The following is a 17302-nucleotide window of genomic DNA, read 5'->3' as shown; positions in this document are numbered from 1 at the left end:
CGCTACCGCGTCCGCCCGAACAACCGCTCGATATCCGCCTTCTTCAGCTCAACATAAGTCGGCCGCCCGTGGATGCACTGGCCCGAATGCGGCGTCGCCTCCATCTCGCGCAGCAGAGCGTTCATTTCCTCGACCCTGAGCCGCCGCCCCGACCGCACCGAGCCGTGGCAGGCCATCCGCCCGATGATCGCTTCCAGCCGGTCCGCCAGCGCCGCCGAGCTGTCCCATTCCGCGAGGCCATCCGCGAGATCCCGCACCAGCCCGTCGGTATCGGCCTGCCCGAGCAGCGCCGGCGTCTCGCGCACCGCCACCGCCCGCGGGCCGAACCGCTCGAGGTACAGGCCCAGCCGCTCCAGCGTCGGCGCCGCTTCCTCGAGCCGCCCGCAATCGTCCTCGCTGAGCTCGATCACCACCGGGATCAGCTGCATCTGGCTCGCCACCGGCCCGGCCGCCATCTGCGCCTTGAACCGCTCGTAGACCAGCCGCTCATGCGCCGCATGCTGGTCCACCAGCAGCAGGCCGTCGCCGTTCTGCGCCACGATGAAATTGTCAAACATCTGCGCCCGCGCCGACCCCAGCGGATACTCCACCGGCTCCGCAACAGGTGCGGGTTCATCGTACCGCGCACTCGGCTCCGCAAAATCCGCAAACCGCACCGACGGCGCGGTCAGTGATCCTCCCCCGCGTGGCGGGGGAGGGGGACCGCCATAGGCGGTGGCGGGGGCGGCCCAACGCTCCGTCGGGCGGACTGTCTCATACTCCGGCACCCGGAACGCCCCCGCGACGTCGTCCGCTACCGTGCTCGCCGCCCGATGCCCCGCCGCCTCCAGCGCTTCACTGATCGCCCGGATCACCGCCCCGCGCACCGCGCCCGGATCCCGGAACCGCAGCTCCGCCTTGGTCGGATGCACGTTTACATCCACATCTGCCGGATCGACCGCGAGAAAGATCGCCACCACCGGAAACCGGTCGCGGAACACGAAGTCCGCGTAAGCGGCGCGGATCGCCCCCACCAGCACCTTGTCGCGCACCGAGCGGCCGTTGACGAAGAAATACTGGCTCAGCGAATTGGCCCGCGTGTAGGTCGGCAGCCCGGCTAGCCCGGTCACCACCATGCCGTGCCGCATCGTCGCCAGCGTCACCGCGTTGTCGCCGAAATCCCCTCCCATCACGTCGCCGAGCCGCGCCCTGAGCGCCCCGTCGCCCTCGCGCCCCGGCCAGTTCGACGTGGTCCTATCAACCCCCTCGAGCACGAACTGCACATGCGGGTTGGCCATCGCCAGCCGCTTCACCATGTCGGTGATCGCCCCGGCCTCGGCCCGCTCTGACTTCAGGAATTTCCGCCGCGCCGGCACATTGCCGAACAGCTCGCGCACCTCGACGACAGTGCCCCGGTTCATCGCCACCGGCACCGGTCGCGACTTCACCCCGTGCCTGACCGCGATCCGCAACCCGCTCGCATCCTCGGCCCGCCGCGACGCGATACCCAGCTCCGCCACCGCCCCGATCGACGCCAGTGCCTCCCCGCGAAACCCCAGCGTCCGGATATCCTCGAGCCCATCATCGGCCAGCTTCGAGGTCGCGTGCCGCTCCACCGAGAGCACCAGGTCTGCCTCGTCCATGCCGACGCCGTCATCCTCGATCCGGATCAGGCTCTGCCCACCGCCCGCCGTGGTGATGCTGACGCGGCTGGCGCCCGCATCGATGGCGTTCTCCACCAGCTCCTTCACCACGCTCGCCGGCCGCTCCACCACCTCGCCCGCGGCGATGCGGTTGATCAGATCCTCGGGCAGCTGACGAATGGGCAAAGGCGATTCTCCTGAGCGGAGAATGTAGCGGTCCAGCCCCGATGGTGCCACCACGCCTCTCCCCCTTGGCGGGGGAGAAAGCGAAACTTGGGCTTAGCGCAGCTAAGTCCTTAGTTTTCGCAAGAGAGGGGGCAATGGAGGGCACTGTGGCTCCGCACCCCTCTCTTGGAATTTCTAAGGCTTAGCGAAGGGCTAAGCCCAAGAAGTTTCATTCTCCCCCGCCAGGGGAGATGGCGCGTGTGGCACGGTCTGTGTCCCAATGCTAAACACCGCCCATGCCCACCCCCATGGATCAAGCTCTCGCCCTCGCCGAAGCCGCCGCTGCCGCCGGCGAGGCCCCGGTCGGCGCCGTCATCGTCGAGGGTGATCGCGTCCTCGCCGCCGAGCGCAACCGCATGCGCGAGCTGAACGACCCCACCGCCCACGCCGAATTCCTCGCCATCCGCACGGCGCTCGCCGCGCGCGGTACCGGCCGCCTCGATGGCTGCGATCTCTATGTGACGCTCGAACCGTGCGCCATGTGCGCCGGCGCCGTCGCCCACACCCGCCTGCGCCGCGTCTACTACGGCGCCGAGGACCTGAAAGCCGGCGCGGTCGACAACGGCGTCCGCCTGTTCGAAAGCCCCAACTGCCACCATAGGCCGGAGGTTATCGGTGGGCTGGGCGCGAAGCGATCAGCGGAGCTGATGCGGGCGTTCTTCCAAGGTTTGCGGTAGCAACGTTCGGGCACCGGACTAGCGTTGACCTACCGCGCCTCGGCCCGCATCGATTCCTGCTGTTTGGTCAGGAACGACTCGATCCGCCCGTCCAGCGCGCGCTTGAAGTTGTCCTTGTCCTTCTCGACATGGGCAACGATCTCGCGCACCCGCCAGAACTCCAGCGCGCCGAAGCTGCTGAGGTGCGGGCGCACATAGACGTCGGGCGGATAGGCGGCCATCATGTGCGCGGTCAGCGAGTGCATCATGATCTGCGCCGCGCCGAACCACACGTCGAGCGCCTTGTGGTTGATCTTGTTGAGCTGCTCCGACGGGTCGCCATTGACGTCGATGCCGACGAGGATGTCGGTGTCGGCCGCTGCCTGATCGAGCGGCAGCGGGTTCACCACGCCCCCATCGACAAGCAGGTGATTGGCGAACGGCACCGGCTTGAACAGGCTCGGGATGGCGATCGAACCGGCAATCGCCTCGCGCACCGGCCCTTCCGAGAACACCGCCTGGTGCCACGACTGGAAGTCCGTTGCCACGACGTAGAACTTGGTCCGCAAGTCCTTGAACTCGAGCGGGAAGTTGTCGGGCAGGAAGGCGTCCACCACTTGCACCGCGTCGAGTTGCACGTTGAAGCCGGATTGAAAGAAGTTGCCGAGGTTGCGCACCTGCGCGCCCCATAGCCGCCCGGCGATGATCCGCATCGTGCCCAGCACCGAGAACGAATGCTCGCGCAGCTCCGCGCCGCTCATGCCGCTGGCCCAGCCCGCGCCGATCAGCGCACCGATCGAGGTGCCCGAGATCACATGGGGCCGTAAGCCCATCTCGTCCATCGCTTCGATATAGGGGATGTGGGTCAGCCCACGTGCCGAACCGCCACCCAGCGCCACGCCGATGCGGGGCTCGATTGTCGAGAGGGCGTGGCCATGGGCGTTTTCGCGGAACTCACCGCGCAGGCGGTCGACAATTTCCTGCCCCCGCCGCTGCAGCGGCGTCGGATCGACCGGCGCTGTCATCTCATGGGTCACGATAAGGACGTAGGATACGCTCTGCCGGTTTATAAGATGTTCAGGCCGGTTTGAGTTCCCTTTCGACGGCACGCCAGCCGATGTCGCGCCGGCAGAAGCCTTCCGGCCAGTCGATCAGGTCCACCGCGGCGTAGGCGCGGTCGCGCGCTTCGCCCACCGTCCGCCCGAGCGCCGTCACGTTCAGTACCCGTCCGCCATTGGCTAGCAGCTTGCCATCGCGGCGGAGCGTGCCGGCGTGGAACACCATCAGCCCGTCACCTTCGAGGCCGTCGACGCCCCTGATCTCGCTGCCCTTTTCGGGGTTCACCGGGTAGCCCTTTGCGGCCAGCACCACGGTCAGCGCCACGTCATCGCTGAACAGCGGCTTCGCCGTCTTCAACGTGCCGCGCGCCGTCGCTTCCAACAGGTCCAGCACGTCCGACTGCAGCCGCAGCATCAGCACCTGGCACTCGGGGTCGCCGAACCGCACGTTGTACTCGATCAGCTTGGGCCCCTTGGCCGTCACCATGATCCCGGCAAACAGCACCCCGCAGAACGGCGTGCCGCGCTCCGCCATACGGCGCACCGATGGCAGGATGATCTCGTTCTCCACCCGTGCGGTCATTTCCGGCGTCATCACCGGGGCAGGGGAGTAGGCGCCCATTCCGCCGGTGTTCGGGCCGCGATCGCCGTCCCATACCCGTTTGTGGTCCTGCGCGCTGGGCAGCATCACCACGCTCTCGCCGTCGCAGAGGGCGAAGATGCTTGCCTCCTCTCCCTCGAGATATTCCTCGATCACCACGGTAGAGCCGGATTCCCCGAACGCGCCCGAGAAGCAGTCGCGCACCGCGTCCACCGCCTCTTCCATGGTCATCGCCACGGTCACGCCCTTGCCCGCCGCCAGTCCGTCCGCCTTGATCACGATCGGCGCGCCTTGGTCATGCACATAGGCCAGCGCATCGCTCTCGTTGTCGAACCGGCCGTAAGCCGCCGTCGGCACGCCCGCTTCATCGCAGATCAGCTTGGTGAAAGCCTTTGACCCCTCGAGCTGCGCCGCGGCCTTCGATGGCCCGAAGCACAGCAGCCCCGCCGCCCGCACATCGTCGCCCAGCCCCGCCACCGCCGGCGCGTCCGGCCCGATAACCACGAAGTCCACCTTGCTGCCGAGCGCGAACCCAACCACCGCCGCATGGTCGGTAATGTCGATGGCGACGTTCTCGGCGATTTCGCCGGTCCCGCCATTGCCCGGCATCACGAACAGCTTCTCGCACCGCGGCGACTTGGCGATCGCCCACGCCAACGCATGCTCACGCCCACCCGACCCAATCACCAGAATGCGCATCAGCCGTAAGCTCCCGATGTTGCCGTTGATCCTCCCCCGCGTGGCGGGGAAGGGGGACCACCCGCAGGGTGGTGGAGGGGGCAGCCAAGCGCGCGGCGCGTGGCCATTCGGCGCCCATCTAGCATCTGCTCGATTATGCCGCCACCCTTGACGGACTCGTCCCTTTCCCGCACCTCTCACCCATGTCCGCCCCGCTAACCAACGCTGCCGAGTTCACCGTCTCCGAAATCGCCCAGGCGGTGAAGCGCACCGTCGAAGACGAGTTCGGCCACGTCCGCGTGCGCGGCGAGATTTCCGGCTTCCGCGGCGTCCACTCCTCCGGCCATGCCTATTTCACGCTGAAGGACGAGAACGCCTCGATCGACGCGGTGGTGTGGAAGACCAACTACCCGCGCCTCCAGTTCAAGCCTGCCGAAGGCATGGAGGTGATCGTCACAGGACGGCTCACCACCTTCCCGCGTTCGTCGAAGTACCAGATCGTCATCGAGCAGATGGAACCGGCCGGCGCCGGCGCGCTGATGGCGCTGCTCGAGGATCGCCGCAGGAAGCTCGCCGCCGAGGGCCTTTTCGCCTCCGAGCGCAAGCGCGAACTGCCTTACCTGCCGCGCGTCATCGGCGTCATCACCTCGCCCACCGGCGCGGTGATCCGCGATATCCTGCACCGCATCTCCGACCGCTTCCCCAGCCACGTCGTCGTCTGGCCGGTGCGCGTCCAGGGCGAAACCGCCGCAGCCGAAGTCACCGCCGCCATCGAAGGCTTCAACCGCTTCGCCGCCGACGGCCCGATCCCGCGCCCGGACGTGCTGATCGTCGCTCGCGGCGGCGGCTCCATCGAGGACCTCTGGGGCTTCAACGAGGAGATCGTCGTCCGCGCGGTCGCCGCGAGCCGCATCCCTGTCATCACCGCCGTCGGCCACGAGACCGACACCACGCTCGTCGACTACGCCTCTGACCACCGCGCCCCCACCCCCACCGCCGCCGCCGAAGCCGCCGTGCCGGTGCGCGCCGACCTCATCGGCTACATCGACGAAATCGGTGGCCGCCAGCGCCATGCGATGCGCCGCGCCGCCTCGAACTACCGCGATCGCCTGCGCGCCGCCGCTGCCGGCCTGCCGCGCCCGCTCGATCTCGTCGCGAGCGCCCGCCAGCGCCTCGATCATGCCGCCTCGAACCTTGTCGCCGCGCTCCGCCACACCGGGCAGCGCAAGCGCATCGCGTTCGAGCGGCTGTCCGGCAAGCTGTCGCCCAACACGCTGCGCGGCGAGGTCAGGAACCTCGCGAGCCGTCTCACCACGGCGTCGATTCGCCTGCCGCCCACGGTCCTCCGGATCGTTGCCCAGCGACGCCAGGAGCTCGATGCGGTGAGCAAGCTCATCGATGCGGTCAGCTACCGCAACATCCTCGACCGCGGTTTTGCGATCGTCACGGATTCGGAGGACCGGATCGTCAAGCGCGCCGATCAGGTGCGACCCGGCGAGGAGCTCACTATCGAGGTTTCAGTCGGCAAGATCGGTGTCGCCGTGGGCGGCGCGCCCCGCACCCAACGGCGCGTCAAACCGCCGCCGGGCGAGGGCAACCAGGGCAGCCTGTTCTAGCAGCGGGCACCAAGGCGGAGCCGGTGCAAACCGACCCCATCCTTGATCCCTCCCCCTCAACCGGGGGAGGGAGACGATGGCCTCGATTGCAGTGGGAGCGTCTCCCTCCCCATTCTTTGGGGGAGGGGACAGGGGTGGGGGTCGGCTTGCACCAGCGGGCGGCTACATCTCAGCTTCGCTCACCAGCACCATCTTCACCTTGCCGTCGTCCTGCACGCTGGCGCACCACGCATCGCCACCCGTCTTGCGGATGGCGCAGCCGGGGGCGGAGTGGATGGTGACGGGCAGCTGCGACCACTCGTTCCACTGTCCGTCCCATTTCTTGAACCACAGCCGGTGCCCCGGCCCGTTGACGAACACCCGCAGCGTGTCGCCGTTCATGCCGCTGGCGACAGCCGAGACCTTGCCCTCGATGGCGCCGCCGAGATGATCGACGAAGATGTCGCTGCCGGAGGTACGGGTGAGATCGGAAAGCTGCTCGGCACTGCCCGAACTGGTGTCGTAGCAATGCGCGCCGACGACGAGGATGTCGGAGCAGGCAACCGCCCCGCCGACCTTGACGTCGAGGCTCTGCCAGTCGCTCCAGCCCTTGCCGTCGAACGTATCGATGAACAGCAGGTTGTCGGGTCCCGACACGAACGCGTTGAGCGTGGTCTTGCCATCCTCGCTGGTGCGGGCAAGCCCCGGCGCCCCAGTGGCAAAACCGCCCAGGTTCTCCCAGTCCGTCCACTGGTGCTTCTTGGCGTCGTAGCGGACGTGGAACACGTTGTTGTTCTTGCCCACCGCGACGCAGTCGATGAGGCTGGTGCTGGTCGCGACGCAGGCCGGGTCGGACTTGAGGATCTCGGCCCCGATCGGCGCCCAGCCGGTCCAGCCGCCGCCCTCGCCGTCGCCGACCTGGGCGTACATCAGGCCGTCCTTGCCGCGCACGAACACGGCGATCGCGTCCTTGCCGGCGAACTTGTACCACACCGTGCTCGGACTGCCGGCCGCGGCGCCGCCGAGATCGAACATGTCGATGGCCGAAGCAGTCCCGGTCATGGAGAGGATCGCGCCGAGCGCGAGGAGAGTTGATTTCATCTGAGCCCCCTGGTTGCGCGAGGGCGTGCTTTCGCCCCAGCATTGCCACTCTGGGGCCGTATCGATGAACTTGTGCGGACGGCGCCGTTCAGACTCCGGTCAGAAAGCGGCGGTTTGCAACGGTTTGCAAGTCAGCCAATCTGACCTATATTTCGCTAATGCGAGCGACACGATGAACATCTTCGACAAGAGCTTCAGCCCCTCCGAGGCGCAGGTCCGGTACCTCGATGCCGACTATGTCGTTCTGCGGCCCGGCAGTTTCGTCCGCTGCGCCGTCACCGGCGTCCCCATCGCGCTCGACGAGCTGACCTACTGGAACGTCGACCGGCAAGAGCCCTACGCCAACGCCGAAGCCGCCCATGAAGCCTACAAGCGCTACGGCCTCTCCAGCCGCTAAGGCTTGAATCCAGTAGCGATTCTGAGCTGCAGCGGCACCACCACGCGCCCTGCCTTGCTGAGGCTCACCTCCTCCACCGGCCCCAGCGTCTCGAACCGCGGGCCCAGCGCAGCATCGTTGCCGACATTCTCCGGAAGCCCGATCAGGATCGCCGTCCACCCAGCGAGCGCTGCCGGCGGCGTGAGATAGGCGAAGTGCCGCGCGTCGTCGCAGAGGCAAATCACCGGCACATCGCGGCCGAACAGCGCATTGATCTCGCCGGCGCGAATCCAGTTGAACGTCCCGATGAAGGTCCGGTCGTCCGCCGGCAACCCGCGATCCGCCAGCGCCGGCTTCAGAGCCTCCCAGGACAGCAGCGCGTCGGTCGGATCGGTGCCGCCAAACAGCGCTCGCGTCGGCTCGTCGAAACTCCCCCATCGCGCCTGCATCGTCACCACGGTCCCCAGCCCCGCGAGCAGCACTGCCGTCACTACGGCGGTGCCAATCGCAATTCGCCGCATGGTCCGCCCAGCCGTGGCCAGCGCTTCGCCGAGCAGGGGAATCGTGAATAGCCACCCCGGCATCTGCCAATGCGGCAGACCGCGGCTCAGCAGCGTCAGCCCGGTGAAAATGACGATCGGCAGCACCGCAAGGCAAACCAGCAGCCAGCGGCGGGCATTGCCCGGCCCGCCCGCGACGGCGCGTACCAGAACCAGCGCCAACGGCACGGCAATCCACGGCAGCAGGTACCCCGCCTGGAACAGCAGCGATTCAAGCGGCCCCAGCGCCCGGAGATTGCCGCTGCCGAACCGCCCGCGCGCCGATTGAAATGCAAACGACACCCAGTCGTGCTGCGCGTTCCAGATGATCACCGGCACGAAGCACACCGCCGCAATCGCTACTGCCAGGCACGGCCCCGGCCGCAGCAGCCAGCGCCGCCCTTCGCGCGTACTGAGCAGGAACAGCCCTACGCCGCCGATCAGCAGCACACCGTGATATTTCGACAGCAGCGCCAGTCCGCCCATCAGTCCGGCCAGCGCCCAAAGCCCCAGTCGTTGCCCTTCTGCCGGCGCCAGCACGATCCGCGCGACGACCAGCGCCATCGCCAGCCCTGCTGCGAGTAGAGGCCCATCGGGGAAGATCAGTCCCGCATGCGCCAGCCCGAATACTGGAGCGAGGTTGAAGATCACCGCCGACCATAACCCGGCGGTCGTCCCGAACAGCCGTGCGCCCAGCGCGTAGATCAGCCACGACGACAGCGCCCCGAGCAGCACGAACGGCAACCGCATCAGCACCAGGTTCTCGCTGCCCCAGAGCTTGGCCCACGATCCCAATAGCCACAGATGCAGCGGCGGGTGATCGAAATAGCTCAGCGAAAACTGCCGCGAGATGCCGATGCTGTACGCCTCGTCCACCCCGACCGGCAGCACGGCGGCGATCCCCAGCCGCACGATGGTCGCCACGGCGATGAGGGCAAACACCCACCGGTGCGCACTACGTGCCTCGAGGCCCGTCGCGGACTCACTGTAGGGAAGGGCGGAAGTGTGCATGGACGGATGGGTCCCTGACCTGCCGCTTGCGTCGTCTGCGGTTTGGCTAGCGACTATCTAGCCCCAAGTCAAATTACGGTTCGCCTAAGAAAGTCGAACGCATCGGTAGCTGGCGCCGATATCCACGATATACAGAATATCCACTTCCGCGACGCGACCGATGACCCAGCAAATGCGGGTCGGCGGAGCCGTTTCGATCCACCCCACGGATGGGTCATGCTGCCGCGGCAACCGTCAAGATCGTTCCGAAGCGAGCCGATCCGTGGTTTAGCTGCGTCCTCAATTCCGACCCAGCGTCCTCCGGTTACCTCCATGGCCTCGACCACCGAAACCAACATCCCCTTCGAGACGCCCGTTCGCGCCGGGCTGACCGGTGTCGAGGTCTTTGCGCTCCTGGTGGTCGTGGTCACCTTCGCGGCAAAGCTGTTCGTCTCCGTCACCGTTGGTCTCGACGGCGACGAAGCTTACTACGCCATGTGGTCGGCCTACCTCGCCCCGGGCTATTTCGATCATCCTCCCGGCGTCGCCTTGATGACCGCCCTGGGGCGCCTCGTCGCTGGTGACACCCTGCTCGGCGTGCGCCTCATGCCGCTGCTCGCAAATCTCGCGCTGCTTGCCGCCCTTTATCGCACCGGCCGCCTGCTGGTGCCCGGACGCACCGCAGCCGCGGTCGCCGTCGCCTGGTACTGCCTCAGCCTGCAGGGCGGCGTGAACTTCGTCGCCACCCCCGACGTGCCATCGACACTGTTCTGGACGCTGTCGCTCTGGGCCGCCGCCGAGGCCGTTATGCGCTCACGCCCCAACTGGTGGCTGCTTGTCGGGCTCGCCGCCGGCGCCGGTCTTGCCTCGAAATACACCAATGCCTGGTTCGGGGTCGGCCTGGTGCTCTTCCTCGTCGGCACGGCTGATGGCCGCGCCCAGTTCAGGCATTGGCAGTTGTGGGCCGGCGGGCTGTTGGCGATCGCGGTATTCTCGCCGGTGCTGTGGTGGAACTACCAGCACGAGTGGCAGTCTTTCCTGTTCCAGGGGGCCCGAGTCGTCACCGTTGACGCCGAACTCAAAAATCTTGTGGTCGAATTCATCGTCGGCCAAGCCGCTGCCATGGGGCCGGCGCTGCTGCTTTGCGCGCTGCTCGGCATCGGCGGGTTCTTCCTTGGGCAAGGTCGACGGAGCGGTGCGCGGTTGGCCCTGCCGGTGCTGACCACGCTGCCGGTTCTGCTCTACTTCCTGTTTCACTCCCTGCATGCCCGCGTCGAGGTGAACTGGCTGCAGCCGGTGACGCCGGTCCTGGCCCTGGTCGGCGCAGCCTTCGTCTGCCTGCTGCCGCCGCGACCGTTCGGGCGCTGGGCCGCGGTCCTCGCCACCGGCCTGCAGACGGCGTTCGGTCTGCTGGTGATCGGGTTCGCCTACATCCAGGCCGTCTACTATCCGCTGGACCTCGGTTTCGCCGATCGCACGCGCATGCTGCGCGGCTGGGACAAGCTCGCCTCGGACGTCCGCCAGATCGCTGACCGGACCGGAGCGCAGGTGATCTGGACTGAGAATAGCTACCGTTTGACCGGGGAGTTGTTCTTTCACGGCCGCGGCGCCGGCGACATGCGCCCGGTCCGCGACATCGCTCCGCACCCGCGCTACGACTTCCTGCCGTCCGATCAGCGCTATCCGGCGCTCTCGCCGGCCCTCTTGGTCAAGGCCGTCGCGTCGCCGGCCGCCGCCGACGCGTTGCCGGCACGGTCGGAGTTCGTCGAAACCCGCCTCGTCACCGTGCTGAAGCGCGACGAGGGGGGCGGGCGCGGCAGCGAGTATTATGCCGTTCTGGCGGTCTCGGGCCCCACTGCGGCCTGGCCGCGCGCCGACTGAGCGACCGTCGCCACCCGCTGCGGCACCACGACGAAGCCGAGGATGACCATGGTCATGAAGGCGTATTGCACGGTGTGGAACTCGAAGCCGATCATGATGATGGTCAGCTGGAACACCGCATAGCCGGCGCACAGCGTCACCGCGAGGTACAGCCGCGAGGCGAAAAGCTCGTCCCGCGGCGTGCGGAACACCGCGATCAGCGGCGCCACTGACAGCAGCAGGAAGCTGATGACGCCTGGTATCCCCGCTCCCACCGCAAAGCTCAGCAGCCCGTTGTGCAACTGCCTGAAGCTCAGCATCCGCTCCGCCTCGGACGCCGGGATGTACGGCAATATCGCCCGCACCATTTCCGGCCAGCCATAGCCGAACAGCGGCTTGTGCATGAACGCCTGATACCCGCCCGAGAACATCATCAGTCGTTCCTGCGTCGAGCGGTCCGCCACGCCGCCGGCGAGCACGTCCTGCGTCGCCGCGAACCCACCGATGGCGCGGTCCAGTCCGTATTGCATCGCGATCAGCAGCACGATGCCGGAAGCAACCACCACGGCAGCAGCGGCAATCAGGGTGACCACCCGGTGGCGGGCAGGGGCCAGTGCCAGGGCGAACACCAGCGCGATGAAGCCGAGTACCGGCGTCGCGATCAGCGCGCCACGCGTGCCGCTGAGCAGCGCCACCATGATGCCGAAAATCGGCCCCAGCAGGAACGGCAGCCGGCGATGCTTGCCCGGCGCGAACAGCCCCACCAATGCGAGAAAGCCCAGCAGCATGGCACTGTCGGCGTAATGGAACGCGCTCATCAGTGGCTGGCCGGCCCGGTCGTAGCCGAGGAACATCACCTGGACCACGCCCACGATCACGGCAATGCCGGCGCCGGTCAGCGACAGCCAGCCGATCAGCACGGCACCATCGGCCCGCGCGAAGCGCTCGACCTGCCAGCGGAACGGCACAGCCACCAGCAACGGTGCGAAGTTGAACGCGAACATCAGGTCATCCGGGCTGTCCGCGGTGATCACGAACGAGAGCGAGGGCAGCGCCGCAGCCGCGACGAACATCAGGTCGATCGGGTTTTGGCTCCGGTCCCGAAAGGCCACCAGGATCGACGGCGTGATCAGCGCGAAGATCGCGAACAGCAGCACGAAATACGTGGTGAGCCGCCCCGCGATGCAAGGCAGTGCAAACAGGAAGACGATCGCGGCAAAACAAGCCCAGCGGATATACGACGGCGTGCCATACTTGGCCGCAGCGCTCATCGCCTGGGGCCTCGGCTCTTGGCAATGGCGTCGAGCGCCTTCAGTTCCGCCACCAGGCTCTCGATCTCGGTCAGGGGGATCATGTTGGCGCCGTCCGACGGGGCGTTGTCGGGGTCTTCGTGCGTTTCGATGAACACGCCGGCGACGCCCACCGCCACCGCCGCCCGCGCCAGCACCGGCGCATATTGCCGCTCGCCGCCCGACGATTCGCCACGTCCGCCTGGCTGCTGCACCGAGTGGGTGGCATCGAAGATCACCGGCTTGCCGGTCTCCGCCATGATCGGCAGGCCGCGCATGTCGACCACCAGCGTGTTGTAGCCGAAGCTCGTGCCCCGCTCGGTCAGCAACACGCCCGAGGCGCCGGCGCTGTCGAGTTTCTTGGCGACATTCTTCATGTCCCAGGGCGCGAGAAACTGCCCCTTCTTGACGTTGACGATGCGCCCCGTCGCGGCCGCAGCGACCAGTAGGTCGGTCTGCCGGCTGAGGAACGCCGGGATCTGCAGGATATCCACCACCTCAGCCACGGCAGCGCATTGCTCGCGCTCATGCACGTCCGTGGTCACGGCCAGCCCGGTTTCGGCTTTGACCGCTTCGAAGATCCGCAGCGCTTCCTCGATGCCGATGCCGCGGAAGCTCGCTCCGCTGGTGCGGTTCGCCTTGTCGAACGACGACTTGTAAATCAGTGGAATGCCCTGCCGCTCGCCGAGTTCGGCAAGAAAGCCCGCGGTCTTCAATGCGTGATCACGGCTTTCGATCACGCAAGGACCGAGAATGAAGGCAAGCGGAAGATCAGTACCAAACCCGACGCGCTTCCCGTTGGGCGCATCGACAAAAACCTGCTGCATCAAAACAAATCCAAATCGCCGGGCGATTCGCCCGGACGTATGTCCCACCCCAGTAGACGGAAATCGGCCCCGTCGTCGGCCTCGATCACACCATAGCTTCCCGTACGGAATTTGACGCCGGCACGGTTTTCCCCAGGCTTCAGGCCCAGCGCCGCCAAGGCGAACCGCGCTGCTCCATTGCTGGTCACCAGGAGTATCGTTCCGCGAGGCAGCTCCTCCGCTGTCCGCTCCACGAACTCCCGCCAGGCGAGCAGGCGCCATTGCGCCCCCACCTCCCAACCTTCGGGCGCCACCCACTCTGTCTCCCACAGCGTGATGGCCTCGTTACCCAATCTTGCGACAACGGCGGCCTCGGGCTGCCCCTCATCCGGCCCATGGTCGATCTCGGTGAGGAATGGCGCCGCCTCGATCTTCAGCGGTTGCGACCCGACAATCGCCTCGGCCGTCGCGCGCGTCCGCTTGAGCTCGCCGCTCAACACCCGGTCGAAACGCACGCCCTTGTTGGCGAAATGCCGTCCCAGCGCCTCCGCCTGTTGGAGCCCCGTCGCGGTCAGCGGCAGATCCGTGCGGGCGCCAATCCGGCGCGGCGGCTCGCCGGCCTCGAAGGTGTTGCCATGCCTGACAATCACCAGCCGCGTCATGATCGCCAGTCGACGAACGGATCGCCGAACTCGCCGATCAGCCGCTCCGCCCGCTCCACGTCCGCCGGGCTATCCACCCCGCTCATGGTGATCTTGGCCGGCGGCACGATCACCGCGCGGATGTCGAGCCCCAGCTCGATCAGCCGCAACTGTTCCAGCCCCTCGAGCTGCTCGTACTGCGAAGGCGGCGCGGCCTCGAACGCCTCGAGTGCCGGTGTCCGGTAGCAATAGAGCCCGATATGCTGCAGCACCGGCGACAGCGGGCCCTGCTTTCGCAGCTCCGCTTCCTTGCGCATGAACGGCAGCACGGTCTTCGAGAACCACACCGCCCGGCCCGCGCCGTCGCGAAGGCACGTCGTGCCGCTCGCCGGCGTCGAGCGCTTGTGCGCCACCAGCGCGTCGAGCCGCGCCCAGTCCAACTGCACCACCGGCGTCGTCACATCCGCCGCCGACCCGCGCGCCGTCCGCACGATCTCGACGATATGCTGCGGCGCCGTGAACGGCGCATCGCCCTGCAAATTCACCACCAAACCTGCCGTCCGCCCGGTCGCCCGCAAAGCCGCCAGCGCCCGCCCGGACCCCGAAGTGATCTCGCTCGCCGTCATCACCGCTTCGAGCCCAAGTCCCTGTGCTGCCGTCAGGATGCGCTCGTCATCGGTGGCGACCAGCACCTCCGCATCGCCAAGCTGCCGTGCCGCCGCGATGGCGATCGCCGCCACCCGCTCCAGCAGCGCGCGCCCAGCAATCATGTGCAGCGGCTTGCCGGGCAGCCGGGTCGAACCGTAACGAGCGGGAATGACGATGAGGTCGGACACGCTCAGACGAGGCCGACGCGCAGGCAATCGTGGACATGCACGATGCCCACCGGCCGGTTTCCGTCCATGGCGAAAATCGCAGTGATCCGCGGCGTCAGCACCGTCATCTGCCGCAGCGCCTCGCTCAACAGCGCCTCGGCGCCGATGGTCCGCGGGTTCACCGTCATCACCGCTGCCGCCGTCTGCGCCAGCAGCCCGTCCGCCATATGCCGACGCAAATCGCCATCGGTGATGATCCCGAGCAGTTCGCCCGCCTCGTCCACCACGCCGGTGCAACCGAAACCCTTGGAGGTCATCTCGAGGATCGCCTCCGCTACGCTCGCCTCGGCCCCCACCAGCGGCAGCTTCTCGTCCCGATGCATCACCTCGCCAACCGTGAGCAGCGCGCTGCCGAGCGTGCCGCCCGGGTGGAACACATGGAAATCCGCCGCCTGGAAGCCGCGCCGCCTGAGCAGCACCACTGCCAGCGCATCGCCCAGCGCCGCCATCATCGTCGTCGAAGTCGTCGGCGCCGCCGTGATCTCGCACGCCTCGCGCGCGTCGGGCAGCGTCACCACGATGTTCGCCGCCCGCCCCAACCGAGAGTCGGGCCGCGCCGTCACCAGCGCCAGCGGAATATCGAACCGCACGCAATAGTTGGCGAGGTCCGCCAGCTCCGCCGTGTCGCCCGATTTCGAGAACATCACCACTACATCGGCGGTGGTGATCATCCCGAGGTCGCCGTGGCTGGCGTCGCCACCATGGACGAACTGTGCCGGCGTACCGGTCGAAGCCAGCGTCGCCGCCACCTTCCGCGCGATATGCGCGCTCTTGCCGACGCCCGAGAGAATGACCCGCCCCGGCGCCCGCTGGATCAGCTCCACCAGCGCCACGAACGCGCCATCGAGCCCTGCGGCGAGTGCCTCGAGCCCCTCGGTTTCAAGCCGGATCGCCGCGCGCGCCTCATCGAGGGCGAGCTGCTGCAGACGCGCATCATTGGCAATCGGATAGCGCACGTTAGGACCCGGTCCGCGCCTCGCTGAAGACATGGCGTGGCTTAGCAGCAATCGCCAAGAACCCGCAAGCAAGCGCCGCAAGGTTGTGCCTCGTCGTTGGACCGGCTAGGTCACACCTGCAGCCAGTTGGAGTCACCGCGTGTCCGAAGCCGTGCCGTTTCGCTGGAAGGCCTATGGCGGGCTCGTCACGGCGGCGTCCTGGCTGCACTATGCGGTGCTGTCCCGCTTCTCCAAAAGCGACGAGGGCGGCACCGCCTGGTTCGAAAAGCGCCTGAACCCGGTCCTGCCGCAACCCGCCCACGGCAAGCGCATCTGGATCCACGCCGTTTCTGCCGGTGAATCGAAGGTCGCCGAACTCCTCCGCCAGCGCCTGCTCGAGCGCGACCCGGGCCTCTCGGTCGTCCTCTCCGCCACCACCTATTCGGGCTACGCCCGCGTCCGCGCCATCGCCGGCGACAATTCCAGCTTCGTCATGCCGCTCGACACCCTCGAAGCGCAGCGCCGCATCTTCACCAAGGTGCGCCCGGACCTGCTGGTGCTGGTCGAGTCCGAGTTCTGGCCCGCCCAGTTCGCCGCCGCCGAGGCCGCCGGCGTACCCGTCGTGGTCGTCAACGCCACGATGTCGCCCCGCAGCTTCGCCCGCCACCAGCGCAACTCGCTGGTCGCCAACCGCACCATCGCCAAGGCGCAGCGCATCTACGCCCAGGACGAAGCGATAGCCGCCCGCTACGCCGAACTAGGCGTCCCCGGCGAGCGCATCGACGTGCTGGGCAACCTCAAGCTGGTGCCGCTGAAGAGCTCCAGCGCGACTCCCAAGGACGCTCCCCCGCTCATCGCCTTCGGCAACGTCCACCGCGACGAGATCGACCTGCTCGCCCCCGCCATCGCCGAACTCCGAGCCAAACGCCCCGACGCAAAACTCGTCCTCGTCCCGCGCTATCCCGGCAAAACCCCGGGCGAAGTCCTCAGCGCCCGCCTCGGCGCCGAACTCGCCATGGTCGACAGCGAAGCGGCCATCACCGACTCCGGCGGCCTCGTATGGCTCGATGAAATGGGCACGCTGTCGAAGGTCTACGCACGGGCCACCATCGGCATCGTCTGCGGCACCTTCTCCGATATCGGCGGCCACGACCTGAGCGAACCGCTGCACCTGGGCGCAGCCAGCCTCTACGGCCCCCACATCGAACGCCAGAAGCCACTGCACGAGGCGTTGTCAGCGCTAGGTTGTGCTGTTCAGGTCGGCTCGGCGGACGAGCTGCCTCAGGTAGTGCTGGGTCTGCTGGACGACGCCCCACGCCGCCAGCAAATGGTCGACGCCTTCCGCGGAGTGGCGGGCAAGGCGACCGAAAGACTCGACGCTTTGGCTGCGAGCCTTATCGCGCAGGTCGAGAACCCGGTGCGAGCCGACCCCCACCCTTGATCCCTCCCCGCAAG

The 17302-nt window shown here is 67.4% G+C and carries 15 protein-coding genes; 5 read left to right on the top strand and 10 right to left on the bottom strand.

The window, feature by feature from the left end; translation table 11 throughout:
• Window positions 1–2 precede the first annotated feature (2 nt).
• Complete coding sequence (mutL, locus tag AC1DV8_RS17150; protein WP_477158279.1) at window positions 3–1808, bottom strand: DNA mismatch repair endonuclease MutL; 1806 nt, start codon at window positions 1806–1808, stop codon at window positions 3–5.
• 287 nt (window positions 1809–2095) lie between these two features.
• Between mutL and AC1DV8_RS17145 the strand changes: the two genes are divergently transcribed.
• Complete coding sequence (locus AC1DV8_RS17145) at window positions 2096–2524, top strand: nucleoside deaminase (RefSeq protein ID WP_477158278.1); 429 nt, start codon at window positions 2096–2098, stop codon at window positions 2522–2524.
• Between the two features lie 29 nt (window positions 2525–2553).
• Here AC1DV8_RS17145 and AC1DV8_RS17140 read toward each other — a convergent pair whose 3' ends face one another.
• Window positions 2554–3528 (bottom strand): patatin-like phospholipase family protein, encoded by a 975-nt coding sequence (locus AC1DV8_RS17140; RefSeq protein WP_477158277.1) that lies wholly within the window; start codon window positions 3526–3528, stop codon window positions 2554–2556.
• A gap of 52 nt (window positions 3529–3580) precedes the next feature.
• Complete coding sequence (purD, locus tag AC1DV8_RS17135) at window positions 3581–4861, bottom strand: phosphoribosylamine--glycine ligase (RefSeq protein WP_477158276.1); 1281 nt, start codon at window positions 4859–4861, stop codon at window positions 3581–3583.
• Window positions 4862–5043: 182 nt separating this feature from the next.
• On the opposite strand from purD, the gene xseA reads away from it, so the two are divergent.
• The gene (gene xseA / locus AC1DV8_RS17130; RefSeq protein ID WP_477158275.1) at window positions 5044–6456 is read left to right on the top strand and encodes an exodeoxyribonuclease VII large subunit; all 1413 of its coding nucleotides are present in this window, start codon (window positions 5044–5046) and stop codon (window positions 6454–6456) included.
• 162 nt (window positions 6457–6618) lie between these two features.
• Here the strand turns inward: xseA and AC1DV8_RS17125 are convergent, their stop codons facing one another.
• Window positions 6619–7536 carry a DUF8189 domain-containing protein gene (locus AC1DV8_RS17125; RefSeq protein WP_477158274.1) on the bottom strand — a complete coding sequence of 306 codons (918 nt, stop codon included), beginning with the start codon at window positions 7534–7536 and terminating at the stop codon, window positions 6619–6621.
• Window positions 7537–7708: 172 nt separating this feature from the next.
• Between AC1DV8_RS17125 and AC1DV8_RS17120 the strand changes: the two genes are divergently transcribed.
• A complete protein-coding gene (locus tag AC1DV8_RS17120; protein WP_477158273.1) occupies window positions 7709–7933 on the top strand; it encodes a DUF2093 domain-containing protein in 225 nt (74 codons plus the stop codon).
• Here AC1DV8_RS17120 and AC1DV8_RS17115 read toward each other — a convergent pair.
• Window positions 7930–9393 carry a glycosyltransferase family 39 protein gene (locus tag AC1DV8_RS17115; RefSeq protein WP_477158272.1) on the bottom strand — a complete coding sequence of 488 codons (1464 nt, stop codon included), beginning with the start codon at window positions 9391–9393 and terminating at the stop codon, window positions 7930–7932. The two genes, AC1DV8_RS17120 and AC1DV8_RS17115, sit on opposite strands and share 4 nt — an antisense overlap.
• Before the next feature lie 381 nt (window positions 9394–9774).
• Here AC1DV8_RS17115 and AC1DV8_RS17110 point away from each other — a divergent pair, with 381 nt between their 5' ends.
• On the top strand, window positions 9775–11322 hold the full coding sequence (locus AC1DV8_RS17110; protein WP_477158271.1) for an ArnT family glycosyltransferase: 1548 nt from the start codon (window positions 9775–9777) through the stop codon (window positions 11320–11322).
• On the opposite strand, the gene AC1DV8_RS17105 is transcribed toward AC1DV8_RS17110, so the two are convergent.
• From AC1DV8_RS17105 to AC1DV8_RS17085, 5 genes are read right to left on the bottom strand one after another with little or no spacing between them, the layout of a single operon-like run.
• Entirely contained in the window at window positions 11268–12572 is a 1305-nt protein-coding gene (locus AC1DV8_RS17105; RefSeq protein WP_477158270.1) for an O-antigen ligase family protein, read from the bottom strand. The two genes, AC1DV8_RS17110 and AC1DV8_RS17105, sit on opposite strands and share 55 nt — an antisense overlap.
• Window positions 12569–13417, bottom strand: coding sequence for a 3-deoxy-8-phosphooctulonate synthase (gene kdsA / locus AC1DV8_RS17100; RefSeq protein ID WP_477150558.1), 849 nt, complete (start codon window positions 13415–13417; stop codon window positions 12569–12571). The genes AC1DV8_RS17105 and kdsA overlap by 4 nt, the downstream gene beginning before the upstream one ends.
• A complete protein-coding gene (locus AC1DV8_RS17095) occupies window positions 13417–14058 on the bottom strand; it encodes a histidine phosphatase family protein (RefSeq protein ID WP_477158269.1) in 642 nt (213 codons plus the stop codon). Before AC1DV8_RS17095 ends, kdsA begins: the two co-directional genes overlap by 1 nt.
• Window positions 14055–14873, bottom strand: coding sequence for a 3-deoxy-manno-octulosonate cytidylyltransferase (locus tag AC1DV8_RS17090; RefSeq protein ID WP_477158268.1), 819 nt, complete (start codon window positions 14871–14873; stop codon window positions 14055–14057). Before AC1DV8_RS17090 ends, AC1DV8_RS17095 begins: the two co-directional genes overlap by 4 nt.
• 2 nt (window positions 14874–14875) lie before the next feature.
• Entirely contained in the window at window positions 14876–15868 is a 993-nt protein-coding gene (locus AC1DV8_RS17085) for a KpsF/GutQ family sugar-phosphate isomerase (protein ID WP_477158267.1), read from the bottom strand.
• Window positions 15869–16007: 139 nt separating this feature from the next.
• Here AC1DV8_RS17085 and AC1DV8_RS17080 point away from each other — a divergent pair, with 139 nt between their 5' ends.
• Window positions 16008–17288, top strand: coding sequence for a 3-deoxy-D-manno-octulosonic acid transferase (locus AC1DV8_RS17080; RefSeq protein ID WP_477158266.1), 1281 nt, complete (start codon window positions 16008–16010; stop codon window positions 17286–17288).
• Window positions 17289–17302 lie beyond the last annotated feature (14 nt).

This window comes from Devosia sp. P3_B2, assembly GCF_056402875.1.
Note: the sequence above shows the minus strand (reverse complement) of the source record. Positions and strands in the feature narration are given on the sequence as shown.

What these genes read in the sequence shown, in the direction of transcription:
- AC1DV8_RS17140 (WP_477158277.1), bottom strand. Translation starts at nt 3,528, where the DNA reads ATGACAGCGCCGGTCGATCCGACGCCGCTGCAGCGGCGGGGGCAGGAA.
- AC1DV8_RS17125 (WP_477158274.1), bottom strand. Translation starts at nt 7,536, where the DNA reads ATGAAATCAACTCTCCTCGCGCTCGGCGCGATCCTCTCCATGACCGGG.
- AC1DV8_RS17145 (WP_477158278.1), top strand. Translation starts at nt 2,096, where the DNA reads ATGGATCAAGCTCTCGCCCTCGCCGAAGCCGCCGCTGCCGCCGGCGAG.
- purD (WP_477158276.1), bottom strand. Translation starts at nt 4,861, where the DNA reads ATGCGCATTCTGGTGATTGGGTCGGGTGGGCGTGAGCATGCGTTGGCG.
- AC1DV8_RS17110 (WP_477158271.1), top strand. Translation starts at nt 9,775, where the DNA reads ATGGCCTCGACCACCGAAACCAACATCCCCTTCGAGACGCCCGTTCGC.
- AC1DV8_RS17095 (WP_477158269.1), bottom strand. Translation starts at nt 14,058, where the DNA reads ATGACGCGGCTGGTGATTGTCAGGCATGGCAACACCTTCGAGGCCGGC.
- kdsA (WP_477150558.1), bottom strand. Translation starts at nt 13,417, where the DNA reads ATGCAGCAGGTTTTTGTCGATGCGCCCAACGGGAAGCGCGTCGGGTTT.
- AC1DV8_RS17120 (WP_477158273.1), top strand. Translation starts at nt 7,709, where the DNA reads ATGAACATCTTCGACAAGAGCTTCAGCCCCTCCGAGGCGCAGGTCCGG.
- xseA (WP_477158275.1), top strand. Translation starts at nt 5,044, where the DNA reads ATGTCCGCCCCGCTAACCAACGCTGCCGAGTTCACCGTCTCCGAAATC.
- AC1DV8_RS17105 (WP_477158270.1), bottom strand. Translation starts at nt 12,572, where the DNA reads ATGAGCGCTGCGGCCAAGTATGGCACGCCGTCGTATATCCGCTGGGCT.